This window comes from Acidithiobacillus sp., assembly GCF_023255755.1.
Classification (GTDB): Bacteria; Pseudomonadota; Gammaproteobacteria; order Acidithiobacillales; family Acidithiobacillaceae; genus Acidithiobacillus.
The window spans coordinates 1-14,848 of the sequence record NZ_JAGDVS010000019.1 but is presented as its reverse complement, the minus strand read 5'-3'; the positions used below and the strand labels follow the sequence as shown (position 1 = coordinate 14,848).

Here is a 14,848-nt window from a genome sequence, read left to right as displayed (position 1 = left end):
GGTCACCGGAGAAGCCGTAACGCGGCGGAATAGCGCCCAGAGTGCAGCTCATGTCGAGCATGTGGTCGTAGAGGCTGAAATCGCCTACTGGCACCAGATCCATGCCGCAGGTCTGCTGAATCCGCCAGTGGCGATCGCGCAACCCGGCAGCGCGCGATTGTAGTTCCTTCTCGTCAATCTCCTTGGACCAGAAGCTTTCCAGCGCCTTTTTCAGCTCACGCTTGTGGCCGATACGGGGAAAACCGAGACTGTGGACCGATGTCATGGGCATTACTCCTCTGCGAAAATTGTCGCCATGATGCCCTGCTGAGCCAGCAGGCTCAAGAGGGAATTTTTAGGGATGGTGATGAAAAATATTCATTAATCCATCCGGAATCCGCGATGCAGAGCGACAATGCCGCCAGATAGATTGAACACTTCTACTCGGGCCAGCCCGGCATCTTCCATCATCATCTTGAAGGTTTCCTGGTCGGGAAATCGGCGAATGGACTCCACCAGATATTGATAGCTTTCCCGGTCGTTGGCGATGAATTCACCGATGCGCGGCAGCAGATTGAAAGAGTAGAGATCGTAAATGCTCTGCAATCCCGGCCAGCGCGGGTGGGAGAATTCGAGGATTAGTGCCCGCCCGCCGGTCTTCAGTACCCGGTGAATTTCACTCAAGGCCCGTTCCGGATGAGTCATGTTACGAATACCGAAGGCAAGGGTGACGAGATCGAATTCGCGGTCGGGAAAGGGGAGTTCCTCGGCATTGGCCTCCACAAATTCTATTCCGGCGATGATGCCTTTGTCGGCCAGGCGGTTTTCGCCCACCGCGAGCATTTCCGGGTTAATGTCGGAAACGACAATGGAGCCATTGGGCCTGACCCTGGGGTAAATCGCCGCCGCGAGATCGCCCGTGCCGCCCGCCAGATCAAGCACCCGCTGCCCTGGCCGGGGACGGGCGAGATCGACGGTAAAGCGTTTCCACAAGCGATGCACCCCGAGAGACATCAGGTCATTCATCAGGTCATACTTACTGGCGACGCTGCTGAAAACCCCCTTGACGAGCTGTTCCTTCTCTGTTTCCGGCACTTCCTGGTAGCCGAAATGGGTGGTCGGCACCAGAGGCTGGCTCGGTTTCTCGTTTTCGTGATGCTCGCTCATACGGTCTACTCCTTACACTTCGGGCGAATTTGTGGTGCGACAGTGGCTCAGGCAGAACGCAAAAACAGACTGCCCCTCTCACTGATGTAGTTGCGCAAACGATCCGGAAAGTCCGCAGTTACCGAGCCGGCGACTTCCGGCAACTCCATGAGCAAAGCCGTCCAGCGTCGCAGTTTGCCCAAGGATTCCCAGCGCGGCAATGGGCGTAGGGCATGGAGGATTTCCATGCGCATGAACAGTGGTGCCAGTGCAGCGTCTACCAGGCTGAAGTTCTCACTGGCAAAGAAGGGGCCGTCCCCCACGATTTTTTCCAGCCGATCCAGCTTGTCAAAAAGCTGGCGACTGGAGGCGGCGAAACGCTCTTCCCCCTGGGCGATCATCATCTGGAGTTGGTCGCTCAGTATTTCGCTGCCGAAAGCAATCCAGGCGCGGTGTTGTGCCCGTTCCAAAGGGTCTGCAGGATGCAGCACGGGGACGATGGTTTCGTCCAGATATTCATTGATGACCTGCGAATCGAAAAGTACGGTGTGTTCATCAATCTTCAGGCAGGGGACTTTGCCCAGGGGCGACAGGGCCAGAAACCACTCGGGTTTGTGCGCCAGATCAATGTGGGTGAGGGTGAAGCCCACCTGCTTGTGGAGCAGGGTGATGACTGAGCGTTGCACATAAGGGCAGAGAGGAAAGCTGATGAGTTCCAGTGACATGGCGTTCTCCTGCAGCGGGTCAGCGCGCCATCAGGGCGCAACGATAGAGGGCCACCTCGCCAAACAGATTGGGCAACAGGCGATTGCGCCAGGTTTCGCGACGCCGCTCGTTCAATACGACCCGCTGATGGATTGCAATCCCGTTATCATGGCACAGCGACTCGAAATCACGGATCGTACACAGATGGATATTGGGCGTATCGTACCACGTATGGGGTAAAACGTCTGTCATGGGCATGCGGCCACGGACACCCAGTTGCCAGCGCGCATGCCAGTGCCCCATATTGGGAAAGGTGACGATGACCTCGCGTCCGACCCGCAGCATCTCCAACAGCAGTTCACGCGGATAGGTTGAGGCTTGCAGGGTCAGGGAAAGGACTACCGTATCGACGCTGTGATCGGCAAAATTACGCAAACCCTGATCGAGGTCCTGTTGAATCACTGGTATGCCGCGGCGTATGGCCGCCACCACCCGCGCCTCCTCAATTTCCACGCCATAACCTTGCACGCCCTTTTCAGCGCGCAGGTAGGCCAGCAGTTCGCCCTCCCCGCAACCCAGGTCGAGGATGCGGCTTTGCGGCGTAATCCAGTCGGCAATGATCGCCAGATCCTTACGCAGAGTCATGCTCCCACCTCTTCAGCAACGCGCCCCAGATAGGCGCGGAGCACGGCCACATATTGTGGAATGGGCATCAGGAAAGAATCGTGGCCGTGCTCCGCCTCAATCTCGGCATAACTGACATCCCGATTGCAGGTGTACAGGGCCTGCACGATTTCACGCGAGCGCTCCGGCGAGAAGCGCCAGTCTGAACTGAAGGAGATCACCAGAAAGGCTGCCTGTGTTGAGGCGAACGCTTCGGCCAGGTTCCCGCCAAAAGCGTTGGCCGGATCAAAGTAGTCCAACGCCTTGGTGATATAGAGATAACTGTTGGCATCGAAGTGCTCAACAAAACTGGAGCCCTGATAACGCAGGTAACTCTCTACCTCGAAATCCACGTCGAAGCCGAAGGAAAAGGCCTTGCCGCCGCGGGTGTCGCGGCCGAACTTGGTGCGCATGGCATTGTCGGAAAGGTAGGTGATGTGTCCGATCATGCGCGCCAGTGACAGTCCGCGCCGGGGCTTGGTGTCGTGGGCATAGTAGCGTCCGCCATGAAAGTCCGGATCGGTCATGATGGCCTGGCGGCAGACCTCGTTGAATGCAATGTTCTGCGCGGTGAGCTTGGATGCCGCGGCGATAACGACCGCATGACGCAAGCGTTCCGGGTAATCCATCGTCCATTGCATAACCTGCATGCCCCCCAGGCTACCGCCGACGACAGCTGCCCACTGCGCAATACCCAGATGTTCAGCGAGCTCTGCCTGAGTCTTCACCCAGTCGCGCACCGTGACCATGGGGAAATCCAGTCCCCAGGGTGTGCCTGTTTCCGGATTGATGCTGGCCGGCCCCGTCGAGCCTTTGCAGGAGCCGATGAAGTTGGCGCAGACGAAGAAAAAGCGCTCAGTATCCATGGCCTTACCTGGCCCCAGCAGGTGCTCCCACCAGCCCGGCTTGCGATCGTCCATACTGTGGTAACCGGCCGCATGGTGGTCGCCGGAAAGGGCGTGGCAGAGCAGGATGGCATTGTTCCGCTGTGCATTGAGGGTGCCGTAGGTCTCATAGCTGAGGGTGTAGCCGGGCAGGGCGCGGCCACACTCCAACTCCAGAGGTGCCGAAAAGGTCACGGTCTGCGGGGTTACCAGTCCTACGGAATCAGCGGGTATTTCTGCTGGCATTGCGCACTTTGTTTTATAGGGAAAGCTGAAAGAGTCTAATCGCGCCAGCCGCTGGCCACAAGATAGCGTCGCGACTGCCTGGGCGAACCGGTTTTTGTAATGGCGCATATTCTTGGCTAAAATGGCAAAGGATTGTCTCGATCTGGCACGAGGGTGGTGCGCAGTTCGTTTGCCCTCAGTCCGGGAGCAGCACTTTGGCTTGGAAATGGTTGAATCGAATGGTGACCTGGGTGGAAGGAGGGGCCGAGTTGGTGGCGGCGCGCCCCAAGCCTTGGCTCGCCTTCGCCGCAGGGGCTATGCTCTTCACCGCCATTCCGTTCCCGGGTTGGCTTATGGACGCGCTGGCACCGCTTGGACTGCTGGTCGGTCTGCGCATCGCCGGGCGCAGTGAGGGGGAGGAATACACCCCGCAGCAAATTCGGCACGCACTGCATGTGGCGGTGTTGTGGGGCATGGTGTTCGCGGTGTTTGGCATGATTTTCGAATTTGGCCAGGATGTGGTGGTCATGGGAGGAATTCTCGCGGGGATCCGGATGCCCTGGAATGACGGATCGGGATTGGGGCAGGGATTTTGGGGCTGGTGGTTTGCTTTCGGCGAGCGTTTTTCCGACCTCGCGCTCATGCCCTACTTCTGGTTTTCGCCCGCCTTTTTCGGGATAGCCCTGGCCTTGCACAAAGGACATGGCTGGCTGGAGTCTGAGGTGGAAACTACCCTAACGCTGATTTTCCGGCCGGAACTGCGCGATCCTCTCATCGCCCTCTGGGCGATTATTTTGATCAGTAATGTATTGATGCCGTCCTTCTCGCAGTTGTGGCTGGGTTTGGTGGTCTGGGTGCTTGGTCCGCCGGTCATTTATGTGGCCTATCAGGATATTTTTGCGGACAAACAGCGGCCACGCCGTGGCAAGAAAGAAAAGGCGGCACCGAAGTTCGTTTTACAGGGCCACCCACAGCCAGTGCGCATCAAGATCTGAATCCAAGGCGTGTCTCGACCATGGACATAGGATGAAAGAAATTCATGGCATGCGCCAATTTTTCACCCTTGCCGTGATCGCGTGCATCCATTAGTGTTTACCCCTATTTTTTCTAAAGTTCTAAGGAGTTCGGCCATGTTTTCCAAAACCCTGACCATTGCTGATTTCGATCCTGCACTATGGGACGCTATGCGCAAGGAGACTCGGCGCCAGGAAGATCATGTCGAACTCATCGCCTCTGAAAACTACGCCAGTCCCATGGTGATGGCCGCGCAGGGCTCGGTGCTGACCAATAAATATGCGGAAGGCTATCCGGGCAAGCGCTACTACGGCGGCTGCGAGTATGTGGACATTGCCGAGCAGTTGGCCATTGACCGTGCCTTGGAGCTTTTTGGCGCCGAACATGCCAACGTCCAGGCCCACTCCGGTTCGCAGGCCAATCAGGCGGTCTATCTTTCCGTGCTCCAGCCTGGCGATAAGATTATGGGTATGAGTTTGGCCCACGGTGGCCATCTGACCCATGGCGCCAAGGTGAACGTGTCCGGTAAACTCTTTCAGGTTGCGGCTTATGGGGTGCGCGCGGAAGATGGCCGTATCGATTATGACGCCATGGCGGAGCAGGCGGAGCAGGAACGTCCGAAGATGATCGTCGCGGGTGCCAGCGCTTACTCACGCGTTATCGACTTCGCCCGCATCGGTGAGATTGCCCGCAGCATCGGCGCCTATCTGCTGGTGGACATGGCGCACATTGCCGGTCTCGTGGCCGCGGGTCTGCATCCCAGTCCGGTGCCCCATGCGGATTTTGTCACCTCCACCACCCACAAAACCTTGCGCGGACCCCGCGGTGGTTTGATCCTCTGTCGGGAACAGTATGCCAAGAAGGTGAACTCCCTGATTTTTCCAGGTTTACAGGGGGGGCCACTGATGCACGTCATCGCCGCCAAGGCCGTTGCCTTCCGCGAAGCATTGCAGCCGGAGTTCAAGGTGTATCAGCAGCAAGTCATCCACAATGCGCAAACCCTGAGCAATGTGCTTACCGGACGTGGTTATGGTGCAGTTTCGGGCGGCACCGACAACCATCTCTTCTTGCTGAACCTGGGCGAGAAGGTTACGGGTAAAGAGGCGGAAGAGGCACTGGGGCAGGCTAACATCACCGTCAACAAGAATGCCGTGCCCTTCGACACGCGTCCGCCGGCGATCACCAGTGGTATCCGTATCGGTACACCCGCAGCCACCACGCGTGGTTTTGGCGAGTCCGAAATGCATCATCTGGGTAACTGCATTGCGGATGTCCTGGATGCGACCGGCGATACATCGGTCATTGAACGGGTCCAGGCGGACATGAAGGCCCTCTGCCATCAGTTCCCGGTGTACGGCTAAGTATTCATGCGCTGTCCGTTCTGTGCCTACGCCGATACCCGCGTGGTGGATTCCCGCCTCGCGGATGATGGCGGGAGTGTACGGCGGCGGCGCGAATGTCCGGAGTGCGGGCAACGCTTCACCACCTTTGAACGGGCAGAGTTGGCGCTGCCTATGGTCGTCAAGACCGATGGGCGACGCGAATCCTTCAGCGAAGACAAACTCCAGCGGGGCTTGACCCGGGCGCTGAGCAAACGACCGGTAGCGACGGCGCGGGTGGATGCTGCCGTGCGGATGATCCAGCGGCGGATCCGCGAACGCGGTGAGCGGGAGATTCCGGCGCGTCTCATTGGCGAACTGGTGATGGAGGCTTTGCGGGACCTTGACCCCGTCGCCTACGTGCGTTTTGCCTCGGTCTATCGACGCTTTGAAGATGTCGACGCCTTCAGTGCCGAAATCGCACGGATGAAAGAGGGAGCGGTCCCCGGCGAGGGAGCCGACGCGGCTCGTGACGACTGAGCAGGATGTTGTCTTCATGGGGGAGGCCCTGGTACTAGCAGAGCAGGGACTCTACAGCACACATCCCAATCCGCGTGTGGGGGCCTTGCTGGTCAAAAATGGATCTGTCGTCGGGCGGGGCGCCCACTTACAGGCCGGCAAACCGCATGCCGAAGTGTTCGCACTTGCGGAAGCGGGCGATGCCGCGCGTGGTGCCACCGCTTATGTCACCCTGGAGCCCTGTAGCCATCAGGGCCGCACCCCGCCCTGTGCGGATGCGATGGTTGCAGCGGGTGTGGCGCGGGTAGTGATTGCTATGCGCGACCCCAATCCTTTGGTGGCCGGGCGCGGCGTGGAATATTTGCGCGCTGCCGGAGTTGTGGTTGACGAGGGTTGTCTGGGGGCGGCGGCGGAAGCCCTGAATCCCGGATTTTTGCAGCGGATGCGCCATGGCCGTCCGTGGGTGCGGCTCAAGCAGGCCATGAGTCTGGATGGCCGGGTGGCGCTCGCCAACGGGCAAAGCCAATGGCTGACGGGGGAGGCAGCGCGCGCAGATGTGCAGCAGGAGCGGGCGCGCGCCAGTGCCATCCTTGTCGGTATCGGCACGGTACTGGCCGATAATCCCCGCCTGGCGCCACGCCTGGAGGTGGCCTCGCAGCGCTATCCGGTGAAAATCGTTTTGGACACCCACTTGCGTACCCCCCCCGATGCGGCGCTTTTTAGTACGCCGGGCGCGGTATGGATTTGTCACTATCCGGATGCTCCAAGCGCTACTCAGGAAGCGCTGCGCGCTGCCGGTGCGGAGTTGCTCTCTTGTCGTGGAACGGGAGGGGAGTTGGACTGGCAAGAAGTGATGACCATGCTCGCCCAGCGGGAATTGAATGATATTTTGGTAGAAGCGGGGCCAGGCATCGCTGCTTCCTTATTCACAGCCAATTTGGTCGACGAATGGCTGCTCTATGTGGCACCGCTGCTGCTCGGGCAGGACGCGCGACCGGTGCTCGCGACCGGCCCCTACGCGAATCTCGCGGAGGTGCCGCGCTGGTCGGTGATCAATATCACTCAACTGGGCGACGATATCAAGTGGACGTTGCGTCCGCAGGAGCGATAAGTGGTGTTTACCGGTATTATTCAGGGCTTGGGCCAGATCCGCGGGATGCAGCCCCAGAGCGGCGACCTACGGCTGACCGTCGCTGTCGGGAAACTTGATCTTAGTGATGTCCAGTTGGGCGACAGTATTGCGGTTTCCGGCGTTTGCCTGACGGTGGTGGAACTCCAGTGCGACGCTTTTGCTGTCGATGTCTCCCTTGAGACCCTCGACAAAACCCTTCTTGGGCGTCTCAAGGCGGGCAGCCCGGTCAATCTGGAAAAAGCCTTGCGTCTGGCCGATCGCCTGGGAGGCCATCTGGTCGCTGGCCATGTGGATGGTGTCGGACATATTCGCGAAGTGAGCGTGTCGGGACGTTCGCAGGTATTTGCCATCGCTGCGCCGCCGGATCTGCTGCGTTATATCGCCGCCAAGGGTAGCATCTGTGTGGACGGTATCAGCCTGACCGTCAACGGGCTCCGTGGTGACACGTTCATGCTCAACGTCATCCCCCATACGCTGGCGCAGACGACGGCCGCGCAGTGGCGATCGGGGCATGCCGTCAATCTGGAGGTGGATCTCATCGCCCGCTATCTGGAGCGCTGGGTGGTCACGGGCCCCAGGTCCGGGTTAAAATCCGAAATTACGCGCGATTCGCTGGCCGCAAAAGGGTTCCCCGTATGAGCAGTGCCAATATCAGCCCCGCCGAGGAAATCATCGCCGACATCGCCGCCGGACGCATGGTGATCCTGATGGATGATGAGGGGCGTGAAAACGAAGGCGACCTCATTATGGCGGCGGAGTTTGTGACGCCCGCTGCCATCAACTTCATGGTCTCCCAGGCGCGTGGTCTGGTGTGCCTGCCCCTCACCCGCAAGCGTTGCGAGCAATTGCGTCTTCCACAGATGGTGGGCCACAACACCGCCAGCTTAGGCACCGCGTTTACGGTCTCGATTGAGGCCGCCCGCGGTGTCACCACCGGCATTTCCGCCGCCGACCGCGCGGTGACGATTCAGGCGGCCATTGCCGATGACGCCGGCCCCGAGGACATCGTGATGCCCGGTCACATCTTCCCCTTGGCGGCGGAAGCCGGGGGTGTACTGGTTCGTGCCGGTCATACGGAAGCGGCAGTAGACCTTGCCCGGCTGGCTGGCTGCAAACCCGCTGGCGTCATCTGCGAAATTCTCAACACCGACGGCGAAATGGCGCGTTTGCCTGACCTGCTCCCCTATGCGGCAGAACATGGCCTCAAAATTGGCACCATTGCCGATCTGATCCGCTACCGCCTGGAACGAGAGCGAATCGTACAGCGTGAGGCGAGTGGTCCGTGGCACACCCCATACGGCGACTTTCAGCTCCATGTCTATCGTGATTGGGTTGCCCGTGAAACGCACTTCGCCCTAGTCCTCGGCGACCTGGAAGCGCGTGATGAACCCGTACTGGTGCGGGTACAGGTTGGCAAAACATTGAATGATCTGTTCGCCGGTGAAGCCAGTCCAAACACCATTGCTTTGCGGCGGATCGCCGCGGAAGGTCGTGGCGTGCTGGTCTACCTCCACCATCAGGAGAGTGTCGAAGAACTCCTGCGGGATGTTGCCGCGCTGCCTGAAAAGCCCAAGGGGCCTGGTCAGGCCGGAGACGCTGGGCGCGTTCTGCGCACCTTTGGTATCGGCGCCCAGATTCTCTCTGATCTGGGGGTACATCAGGCGATGGTCCTTAGCGACAGCCAGTTTCAATACCGTGGTATCGGCGGCTTCGGTCTGGAGATCGTCGACCAACGTCCCTTTCAGGAAGTATCCGAGGATGAGTCATGATTCGTCATATCGAAGGCAGTTTGCAGGCTGGTGAACATCGTTTTGCCCTGTTGGTCGGCCGCTTCAACAGCTTTATCACCCAGCAGCTGGAGAAGGGTGCCATCGACGCGTTGCGCCGTCACGGTGCAAAAGAAGAACAGCTTCACGTCGTTTATGTGCCGGGTGCTTATGAAATGCCGCTGGTCGCGCAGAAACTGGCGCGCAGTGGTAATTATGATGCGGTGCTTTGTTTGGGTGCGGTGATTCGCGGGGGTACCCCGCATTTTGATTATGTCGCGGCCGAAGTGTCCAAAGGTGTGGCTCAGGTATCCATGGATACGGGAGTCCCGGTGATTTTTGGGGTGCTGACCACGGATAGCATTGAGCAGGCCATTGAGCGCGCCGGAACTAAAGCGGGTAATAAGGGCTTTGATGCTGCTATGACTGCGCTGGAAATGGTGCAGTTGTTGCGTCAGATCTGAACAGCACTCCATGAAAATCAGTCGCCGCCGTTTGGCGCGTCAAGCTGCCGTTCAGGCCCTCTATCAGTGGCAGATGAATCCCGGCCACTGCACCGAGATCGAGTTGCAATTTACCTCCGACCCTGAGCGTTTGCAGGGCGCCGATGTCGCTTTCTTCAAAAGTCTCTGGCAAGGGGTTTGTGCCGCAATCCCCGAGCTGGATCCCGCCATTGCCCAGGAAGTTCAGGATCGCCGCTGGGCCGATGAGGTCAGCGAAGTCGAACGGGCGATTCTTCGCCTGGCGGCCTACGAATTGCGGGACTATCCGCAAACGCCCTACCGGGTGATCATCAATGAAGCCATAGAGCTGGGTAAAGACTTTGGTGGTGAGCAGGGCCATCGCTTTGTGAACGCAGTCCTGGATAAGCTGGCGCAGAAATGGCGCGCTCCGGAGACTTTGCAGGCTGGTCGCTGACAAATCGCAACTAGTCTGCTTTCGCTCTGCCGATGTGGATATGGTCTGACCCTGGGCTTTGAAAACTCTGCCATCTTGTGCTATCACCTACAAAGTGGTTTTTCCATGTTCCTAGGAGTGTAGCCATGGCGGAAGAGCAACCTAAAAAACGAGTCACAAAATCCACGGAAGTTTCGGTGGATCCCAGGGCAGCGCCAGTCCGTCGCGCGACGGCACCGGACGCAGCCGCTGTGCCCAAAACGCGCGCCGCTCGCGCCCGTAAACCGGCTGGGGACGCCACGCCGGTCAAAATGCCGCGTAGTGTCGGGCGTTCGAAGTCCCCCGCGGTCTCTGCCGCGGATCGCCAGCGCATGATTGCTGAACGTGCCTACTATCTTGCTGAGGCCCGCAGCTTTGCGGGAAGCGACTGCCAGGCAGACTGGTACGCAGCAGAGGCCTGGATCGACGCTCAGCTATCCACTTAAAGCGTCTGATGCGGCTGCGCGGCAGGGGGATATCTGTGCGCTGCTGGTCGCGGCCTGTCTAAATTCCGGTTTGGCGGGCGCCAGAAAAACTTCTGGCGACGCACGAGGTTCTTGGTGTAACCTCATCATCAGCAAGATATTGTCAATCAGCCTGGAGTTTCTATGCGCGCTCATCATAATTTCAGTAAATGTTCCCTCCTCGCTGCGTGTGGCGCAGCACTTTTGGTACTTTCCGTTCCCTTGGCCGAAGCGCAGATCGCCGCTAAGACAGACTTGGAGGATGTGGCTACTACCCAGCCCGCCGATCTCACCACCGCCAAGCTTGAAAACACGATTGGCACCCGTTGTGCCCTAGGTGATGGGGTTCCGCAAAATTATGGTTTGGCCGCACAGTGGTTTGATAAGGCTGCCCTCCATGGCTATGGCAAGGCCGAATATAATCTCGGCATGCAGTATTATTTCGGGCAAGGTGTCAGTAAGGACAAGACCAAAGCGGCTTACTGGTGGGAGAAGGCGGCAGCGCAGGGTATTGCCGCCGCTCAGTACAACTTGGGTAATCTCTATTTCTTAGGGCAAGGGGTACCACAGGACTACAGCAAGGCCAGCCTCTGGTGGCACAAGGCCGCAGCACTCGGAAATGCCCAGGCCACCAGTAATCTGGCAACTTTGGCGCGTCTGCATCCGGAGTACCAATCGGTGGCTGCTGTCGAGAAAAAGACCGTAGTCACACCTTGATGTGCGCCTGATCATTTAGTCAGTGCTTTTTTCCGTGTTGCCGACCGCTATGCCGTTACCTTTCTGGACACGCATGGCGGCGGCATGTTCCTTTTCGATGTATTCCCGTTTGCCGCGTTCTGCGTTGAGTTGCCCTTCAAGGTCGGCCACACGTCGTTCATGACGACGGATTTTCAGCTTGTTACGGATGTGCGTGGGTAGATAAATCAGCATGCTCGCAGTAAAACCGGCGACGAAACCACTGAGCAGGACTACCCCCTGGGATTGTGCAAACGTCCACGAGAAGAAATGAATAGTTGCGGGTGCCCCGTTCTGAACTGCAAAGATGACAGCCAGTGCCGCAATCAAAAAAGAAACCACCATCCACATGACATCCTCCTTTCCCTTGCTTGGTTGCGTATTTGTTGTAATGGTCACTTACATACTTTAACCACGCCTGAAAAATACGCTGCGCACCCACCTGGTCCCGGCCCAGAGTGCCGTGGGCAGGATGATCAGCCAAGCCCATACCGGTAAATTGAGTATTGGGCTATCCAGCCGATGCTCCAGCGCCGCGATAATGCCTAAGCCTACCACAATAAACGTGCCGCCTACGCTATAGGTAAGCGTTTGCAAACCATTATGCAGTTCCCGCCGAATGCCCTCGATGTCGTTATTGCGAATCACCAGGGGCAGTTCTCCCTGTTGGGCTTGGCGCAGGATATTGTGCAGGAGTACCGGCATTTCGGGCAGCACCAATCCCCACTGTGGGAAATATTGTTTAAGCGCAGACCACCAGCCCTGCGGACCGCGCTGGCGACTGAGCCATTCCGTCAGCAGTGGCGTGGCGATTTCCCAGATATTGAGTGCTGGGTTGAAATCGCGGGCAATGCCCTCGACGTTGACCAGCGTTTTTTGGAGCAGCAGGAGTTGTGGCTGAGTTTGCATTTGAAAAGCGCGCGTCGTCTGGAAGAGACGAAGCAAGAGACTGGCGACGGATATTTCATTCAGGGGCTTTTCAAACACCGGCTCCGCAATGGCACGAATGGCTGTTTCGAAATCCTGTACGTTGGTGTCTGGTGGTACCCATCCGGCTTCCACATGCGCTTCCGCTACGCGCCGGTAGTCGCGCCGAAAAAATGCAATCATATTTTCGGCGAGGTAATGCTGGCTCGCATCATCCAGGCTCCCCATGATGCCGAAATCAACGGCTATAAAGCGCCCATTCTTCGGATCAATAAAGACGTTGCCGGGATGCATATCCGCATGGAAATACGCGTCGCGAAAGACCTGGCGGAAAAAGATTTCTGCGGCGCGTCGCGAGAGTTGGTCAAAATCAATGCCCGCGTCACGCAGTGCGTCGCGCTGACCGATGGGAATACCATAAATGCGTTCCATCACTAATACCGGGGGTGCGCAGTAATCCCAATATATTTCGGGTACATAGAGCAGCTCAGGCTCAGCAGCAAAATTACGCCGCAACTGGCTGGCATTGGCCGCCTCGCGCAGCAGATCCAGTTCACCGCGAATGGTTTTGGCATATTCCGCGACAACCGCGCGTATTCTCAGGCGACGACCCTCCTGAGAATAGCGCTCCGCGAGATCGGCGAGCAGGGCGAGTATCGCCAGGTCCTGATCAATAATCCGCTGCAGACCTGGGCGTCGGACTTTGATTGCTACCTCACGGCCGTCCAGTAACTGCCCAAAGTGTACCTGGGCAATGGACGCCGCAGCAGCAGGCTGATCTTCAAATTGAGAGAAGACCGCTCCAATCGGTTTGCCAAGCGCTGCCTCGATGATCTGCCGGGCGACATTTGATGGGAAGGGGGGTACTGCATCCTGAAGTTTCGCGAGTTCCTGAGTAATATGATCGGGAAGCAAATCCCGGCGGGTTGAAAGCATTTGTCCGAGTTTGATAAAGGTAGGTCCCAGAGTTTCCAAGGCCTCACGCAGGCGTTCGGCGAAAGTGCCCTGCGGACGCGGTCCTATCCAAGCCATGGGGCTTAGGCGCAGAATGGCCTGATAGGGCTTTAACAAAGGGAGAAAATAAAGTACATCGTCCAGGCGGTAACGCACTAGAACGCGGGTGATGTGCAGCGTACGCACAAAACGAAGGAAGGACTGTCGCATGGTGCTAGTCTACCATGGAAATGACGCTGCGCACCGCCGTGGTCGTGGTAAAAAAAGCGGGCCTCAGCGGACCCGCCTTTGCAGCACCGAGAAGAAGTTAGCGAACAGTCTTCTGGACCTTGATGCTGGAATTGATTTCCACACGCTGATTCAGGAAACGACCTTGTCGGGTAGCGTTGGTGGCGACCGGATTGTCGTAGGAGTGGCCTTTCAGGACCATACGATCGCTCGTCACCCCATGTTGCGTCAGGTAGTGCGCTACACTTTGTGCACGCCGCTTGGACAGCTTAAGATTGTACGCGTAACTGCCCACCTTGCTGCAATAGCCGTTGACGTCGAGTACGGCCTCTGGGTGGTTTTTTGCAAAGCTAGCCACTTGGTCCAGGACCTTGATGTCATGGTCCAGAAGCTTGTATGAATCAAACTTGAAGTTAATTCCGGTAATGGTGATCGGTTTGCTCACCAGAATCGTCCGCTCTACAGGTGCGATGGGAGCGGGTGCTGGCGCGGGAGGCGTCGGCGCGACCGCCACGGGGACCGGTGCAGGGGCACAATAGGCGGGCACAGGACCATCAGTGACCGGGCGTCCGCCACGTACACAGATACCCGTGCTGGTGACAACGGGTTTGGCGCCGTGTTCTATTGCATAACCTACGTAGCCATCGTCCGCATAGGCGGCGCTGGCTAAAAGGCCCCCGCTGATGGCAACCAGCAGCGTAATACGTTTAATATGTTGCATTATTGAAACCCTCCTCTCTCAAGCCCTGGCGAAGCTGCCCGGCAAAAAATCTTGACCACTCTATAATTGAGAATGTTGTAAATGGGCAACTTTGTCAAGGCGCCAAAGGCGCAAGATGCGCATAAATCATCAAAATGATGGCCACTGTGCCGGAAATGGCCAAACACCCGCAGCCGCCGAACTCGCTTGACAAAGAAAAGCCTAAGCGGCACAATGCGCCGCTAATCGTGGGAGGGGTTCCCGAGCGGTCAAAGGGATCAGACTGTAAATCTGACGGCTCTGCCTTCGGAGGTTCGAATCCTCCCCCCTCCACCAATTGCTGTAATTTATTTAGCGCTGAGCGCAGGGCTTAGTTACGAGTTTTATTGTGCGGGTGTAGTTCAATGGTAGAACCTCAGCCTTCCAAGCTGATGGTGTGGGTTCGATTCCCATCACCCGCTCCAGTGTTCAGGCCCACATAGCTCAGTCGGTAGAGCACTTCCTTGGTAAGGAAGAGGTCACCGGTTCGAATCCGGTTGTGGGCTCCATATT

The 14,848-nt window shown here is 57.9% G+C and carries 17 protein-coding genes, 3 tRNA genes and 1 pseudogene; 13 read left to right on the top strand and 8 right to left on the bottom strand.

The annotated features are described in order from the left end of the window. From Q0C48_RS01630 to Q0C48_RS01610, 5 genes and pseudogenes are all read right to left on the bottom strand, one after another. Window positions 1-265 (bottom strand): annotated as a pseudogene (locus tag Q0C48_RS01630) (5-methyltetrahydropteroyltriglutamate--homocysteine S-methyltransferase); the annotation flags it as partial. A gap of 95 nt (window positions 266-360) precedes the next feature. Beyond that, the gene (gene ubiE / locus Q0C48_RS01625) at window positions 361-1,146 is read right to left on the bottom strand and encodes a bifunctional demethylmenaquinone methyltransferase/2-methoxy-6-polyprenyl-1,4-benzoquinol methylase UbiE (protein WP_291520894.1); all 786 of its coding nucleotides are present in this window, start codon (window positions 1,144-1,146) and stop codon (window positions 361-363) included. A gap of 47 nt (window positions 1,147-1,193) precedes the next feature. Then, window positions 1,194-1,850, bottom strand: coding sequence for a glutathione S-transferase family protein (locus Q0C48_RS01620; protein ID WP_291520892.1), 657 nt, complete (start codon window positions 1,848-1,850; stop codon window positions 1,194-1,196). 19 nt (window positions 1,851-1,869) lie between these two features. Next, window positions 1,870-2,475 carry a methionine biosynthesis protein MetW gene (gene metW, locus Q0C48_RS01615; RefSeq protein ID WP_291520890.1) on the bottom strand — a complete coding sequence of 202 codons (606 nt, stop codon included), beginning with the start codon at window positions 2,473-2,475 and terminating at the stop codon, window positions 1,870-1,872. Beyond that, a complete protein-coding gene (locus Q0C48_RS01610; RefSeq protein WP_291520889.1) occupies window positions 2,472-3,623 on the bottom strand; it encodes a homoserine O-acetyltransferase in 1,152 nt (383 codons plus the stop codon). The genes metW and Q0C48_RS01610 overlap by 4 nt, the downstream gene beginning before the upstream one ends. Before the next feature lie 194 nt (window positions 3,624-3,817). Between Q0C48_RS01610 and Q0C48_RS01605 the strand changes: the two genes are divergently transcribed. The 10 genes from Q0C48_RS01605 (at window position 3,818) to Q0C48_RS01560 (ending at window position 11,469) form a co-directional block, all read left to right on the top strand. Next, window positions 3,818-4,597: a hypothetical protein gene (locus Q0C48_RS01605; protein WP_291520887.1), complete on the top strand. Its 780-nt coding sequence runs from the start codon at window positions 3,818-3,820 to the stop codon at window positions 4,595-4,597. A gap of 135 nt (window positions 4,598-4,732) precedes the next feature. Next, window positions 4,733-5,977 carry a serine hydroxymethyltransferase gene (gene glyA, locus Q0C48_RS01600; RefSeq protein ID WP_291520885.1) on the top strand — a complete coding sequence of 415 codons (1,245 nt, stop codon included), beginning with the start codon at window positions 4,733-4,735 and terminating at the stop codon, window positions 5,975-5,977. Between the two features lie 6 nt (window positions 5,978-5,983). Then, window positions 5,984-6,475: a transcriptional regulator NrdR gene (gene nrdR / locus Q0C48_RS01595; RefSeq protein ID WP_291520883.1), complete on the top strand. Its 492-nt coding sequence runs from the start codon at window positions 5,984-5,986 to the stop codon at window positions 6,473-6,475. Beyond that, entirely contained in the window at window positions 6,465-7,565 is a 1,101-nt protein-coding gene (gene ribD / locus Q0C48_RS01590) for a bifunctional diaminohydroxyphosphoribosylaminopyrimidine deaminase/5-amino-6-(5-phosphoribosylamino)uracil reductase RibD (protein WP_291520881.1), read from the top strand. The genes nrdR and ribD overlap by 11 nt, the downstream gene beginning before the upstream one ends. Window positions 7,566-7,568: 3 nt before the next feature. After that, window positions 7,569-8,225 (top strand): riboflavin synthase, encoded by a 657-nt coding sequence (locus Q0C48_RS01585; protein WP_291520879.1) that lies wholly within the window; start codon window positions 7,569-7,571, stop codon window positions 8,223-8,225. Then, the gene (gene ribB / locus Q0C48_RS01580; protein WP_291520877.1) at window positions 8,222-9,355 is read left to right on the top strand and encodes a 3,4-dihydroxy-2-butanone-4-phosphate synthase; all 1,134 of its coding nucleotides are present in this window, start codon (window positions 8,222-8,224) and stop codon (window positions 9,353-9,355) included. The genes Q0C48_RS01585 and ribB overlap by 4 nt, the downstream gene beginning before the upstream one ends. Beyond that, the gene (gene ribE, locus Q0C48_RS01575) at window positions 9,352-9,816 is read left to right on the top strand and encodes a 6,7-dimethyl-8-ribityllumazine synthase (protein ID WP_291520876.1); all 465 of its coding nucleotides are present in this window, start codon (window positions 9,352-9,354) and stop codon (window positions 9,814-9,816) included. Before ribB ends, ribE begins: the two co-directional genes overlap by 4 nt. Before the next feature lie 10 nt (window positions 9,817-9,826). Further along, window positions 9,827-10,270 (top strand): transcription antitermination factor NusB, encoded by a 444-nt coding sequence (gene nusB, locus Q0C48_RS01570; protein ID WP_291520875.1) that lies wholly within the window; start codon window positions 9,827-9,829, stop codon window positions 10,268-10,270. A 125-nt stretch (window positions 10,271-10,395) separates the two neighbouring features. After that, window positions 10,396-10,734, top strand: coding sequence for a DUF2934 domain-containing protein (locus Q0C48_RS01565; RefSeq protein WP_291520873.1), 339 nt, complete (start codon window positions 10,396-10,398; stop codon window positions 10,732-10,734). A 162-nt stretch (window positions 10,735-10,896) separates the two neighbouring features. Then, a complete protein-coding gene (locus Q0C48_RS01560) occupies window positions 10,897-11,469 on the top strand; it encodes a tetratricopeptide repeat protein (protein WP_291520871.1) in 573 nt (190 codons plus the stop codon). A gap of 15 nt (window positions 11,470-11,484) precedes the next feature. Here the strand turns inward: Q0C48_RS01560 and Q0C48_RS01555 are convergent, their stop codons facing one another. From Q0C48_RS01555 to Q0C48_RS01545, 3 genes are all read right to left on the bottom strand, one after another. Next, window positions 11,485-11,838: a lipopolysaccharide assembly LapA domain-containing protein gene (locus tag Q0C48_RS01555; RefSeq protein WP_291520869.1), complete on the bottom strand. Its 354-nt coding sequence runs from the start codon at window positions 11,836-11,838 to the stop codon at window positions 11,485-11,487. A 57-nt stretch (window positions 11,839-11,895) separates the two neighbouring features. Continuing rightward, entirely contained in the window at window positions 11,896-13,578 is a 1,683-nt protein-coding gene (gene ubiB, locus Q0C48_RS01550) for a ubiquinone biosynthesis regulatory protein kinase UbiB (protein ID WP_291520867.1), read from the bottom strand. Between the two features lie 97 nt (window positions 13,579-13,675). Next, a complete protein-coding gene (locus Q0C48_RS01545) occupies window positions 13,676-14,317 on the bottom strand; it encodes an OmpA family protein (RefSeq protein WP_291520865.1) in 642 nt (213 codons plus the stop codon). Window positions 14,318-14,547: 230 nt separating this feature from the next. Here Q0C48_RS01545 and Q0C48_RS01540 point away from each other — a divergent pair. From Q0C48_RS01540 to Q0C48_RS01530, 3 genes are all read left to right on the top strand, one after another. Next, window positions 14,548-14,632, top strand: a tRNA-Tyr gene (locus Q0C48_RS01540). A 54-nt stretch (window positions 14,633-14,686) separates the two neighbouring features. Further along, window positions 14,687-14,760 (top strand) — tRNA-Gly (locus Q0C48_RS01535). A gap of 8 nt (window positions 14,761-14,768) precedes the next feature. Further along, window positions 14,769-14,844, top strand: a tRNA-Thr gene (locus Q0C48_RS01530). The last annotated feature ends 4 nt before the right edge of the window (window positions 14,845-14,848 follow it).

Bases quoted from the DNA above. Each gene is read 5' to 3' on its own strand.
- Q0C48_RS01610 (WP_291520889.1), bottom strand. From the start codon at position 3,623: ATGCCAGCAGAAATACCCGCTGATTCCGTAGGACTGGTAACCCCGCAG.
- ubiB (WP_291520867.1), bottom strand. From the start codon at position 13,578: ATGCGACAGTCCTTCCTTCGTTTTGTGCGTACGCTGCACATCACCCGC.
- Q0C48_RS01555 (WP_291520869.1), bottom strand. From the start codon at position 11,838: ATGTGGATGGTGGTTTCTTTTTTGATTGCGGCACTGGCTGTCATCTTT.
- metW (WP_291520890.1), bottom strand. From the start codon at position 2,475: ATGACTCTGCGTAAGGATCTGGCGATCATTGCCGACTGGATTACGCCG.
- nusB (WP_291520875.1), top strand. From the start codon at position 9,827: ATGAAAATCAGTCGCCGCCGTTTGGCGCGTCAAGCTGCCGTTCAGGCC.
- Q0C48_RS01545 (WP_291520865.1), bottom strand. From the start codon at position 14,317: ATGCAACATATTAAACGTATTACGCTGCTGGTTGCCATCAGCGGGGGC.
- nrdR (WP_291520883.1), top strand. From the start codon at position 5,984: ATGCGCTGTCCGTTCTGTGCCTACGCCGATACCCGCGTGGTGGATTCC.
- ribB (WP_291520877.1), top strand. From the start codon at position 8,222: ATGAGCAGTGCCAATATCAGCCCCGCCGAGGAAATCATCGCCGACATC.
- Q0C48_RS01560 (WP_291520871.1), top strand. From the start codon at position 10,897: ATGCGCGCTCATCATAATTTCAGTAAATGTTCCCTCCTCGCTGCGTGT.
- glyA (WP_291520885.1), top strand. From the start codon at position 4,733: ATGTTTTCCAAAACCCTGACCATTGCTGATTTCGATCCTGCACTATGG.
- Q0C48_RS01620 (WP_291520892.1), bottom strand. From the start codon at position 1,850: ATGTCACTGGAACTCATCAGCTTTCCTCTCTGCCCTTATGTGCAACGC.
- ribE (WP_291520876.1), top strand. From the start codon at position 9,352: ATGATTCGTCATATCGAAGGCAGTTTGCAGGCTGGTGAACATCGTTTT.
- ubiE (WP_291520894.1), bottom strand. From the start codon at position 1,146: ATGAGCGAGCATCACGAAAACGAGAAACCGAGCCAGCCTCTGGTGCCG.
- Q0C48_RS01565 (WP_291520873.1), top strand. From the start codon at position 10,396: ATGGCGGAAGAGCAACCTAAAAAACGAGTCACAAAATCCACGGAAGTT.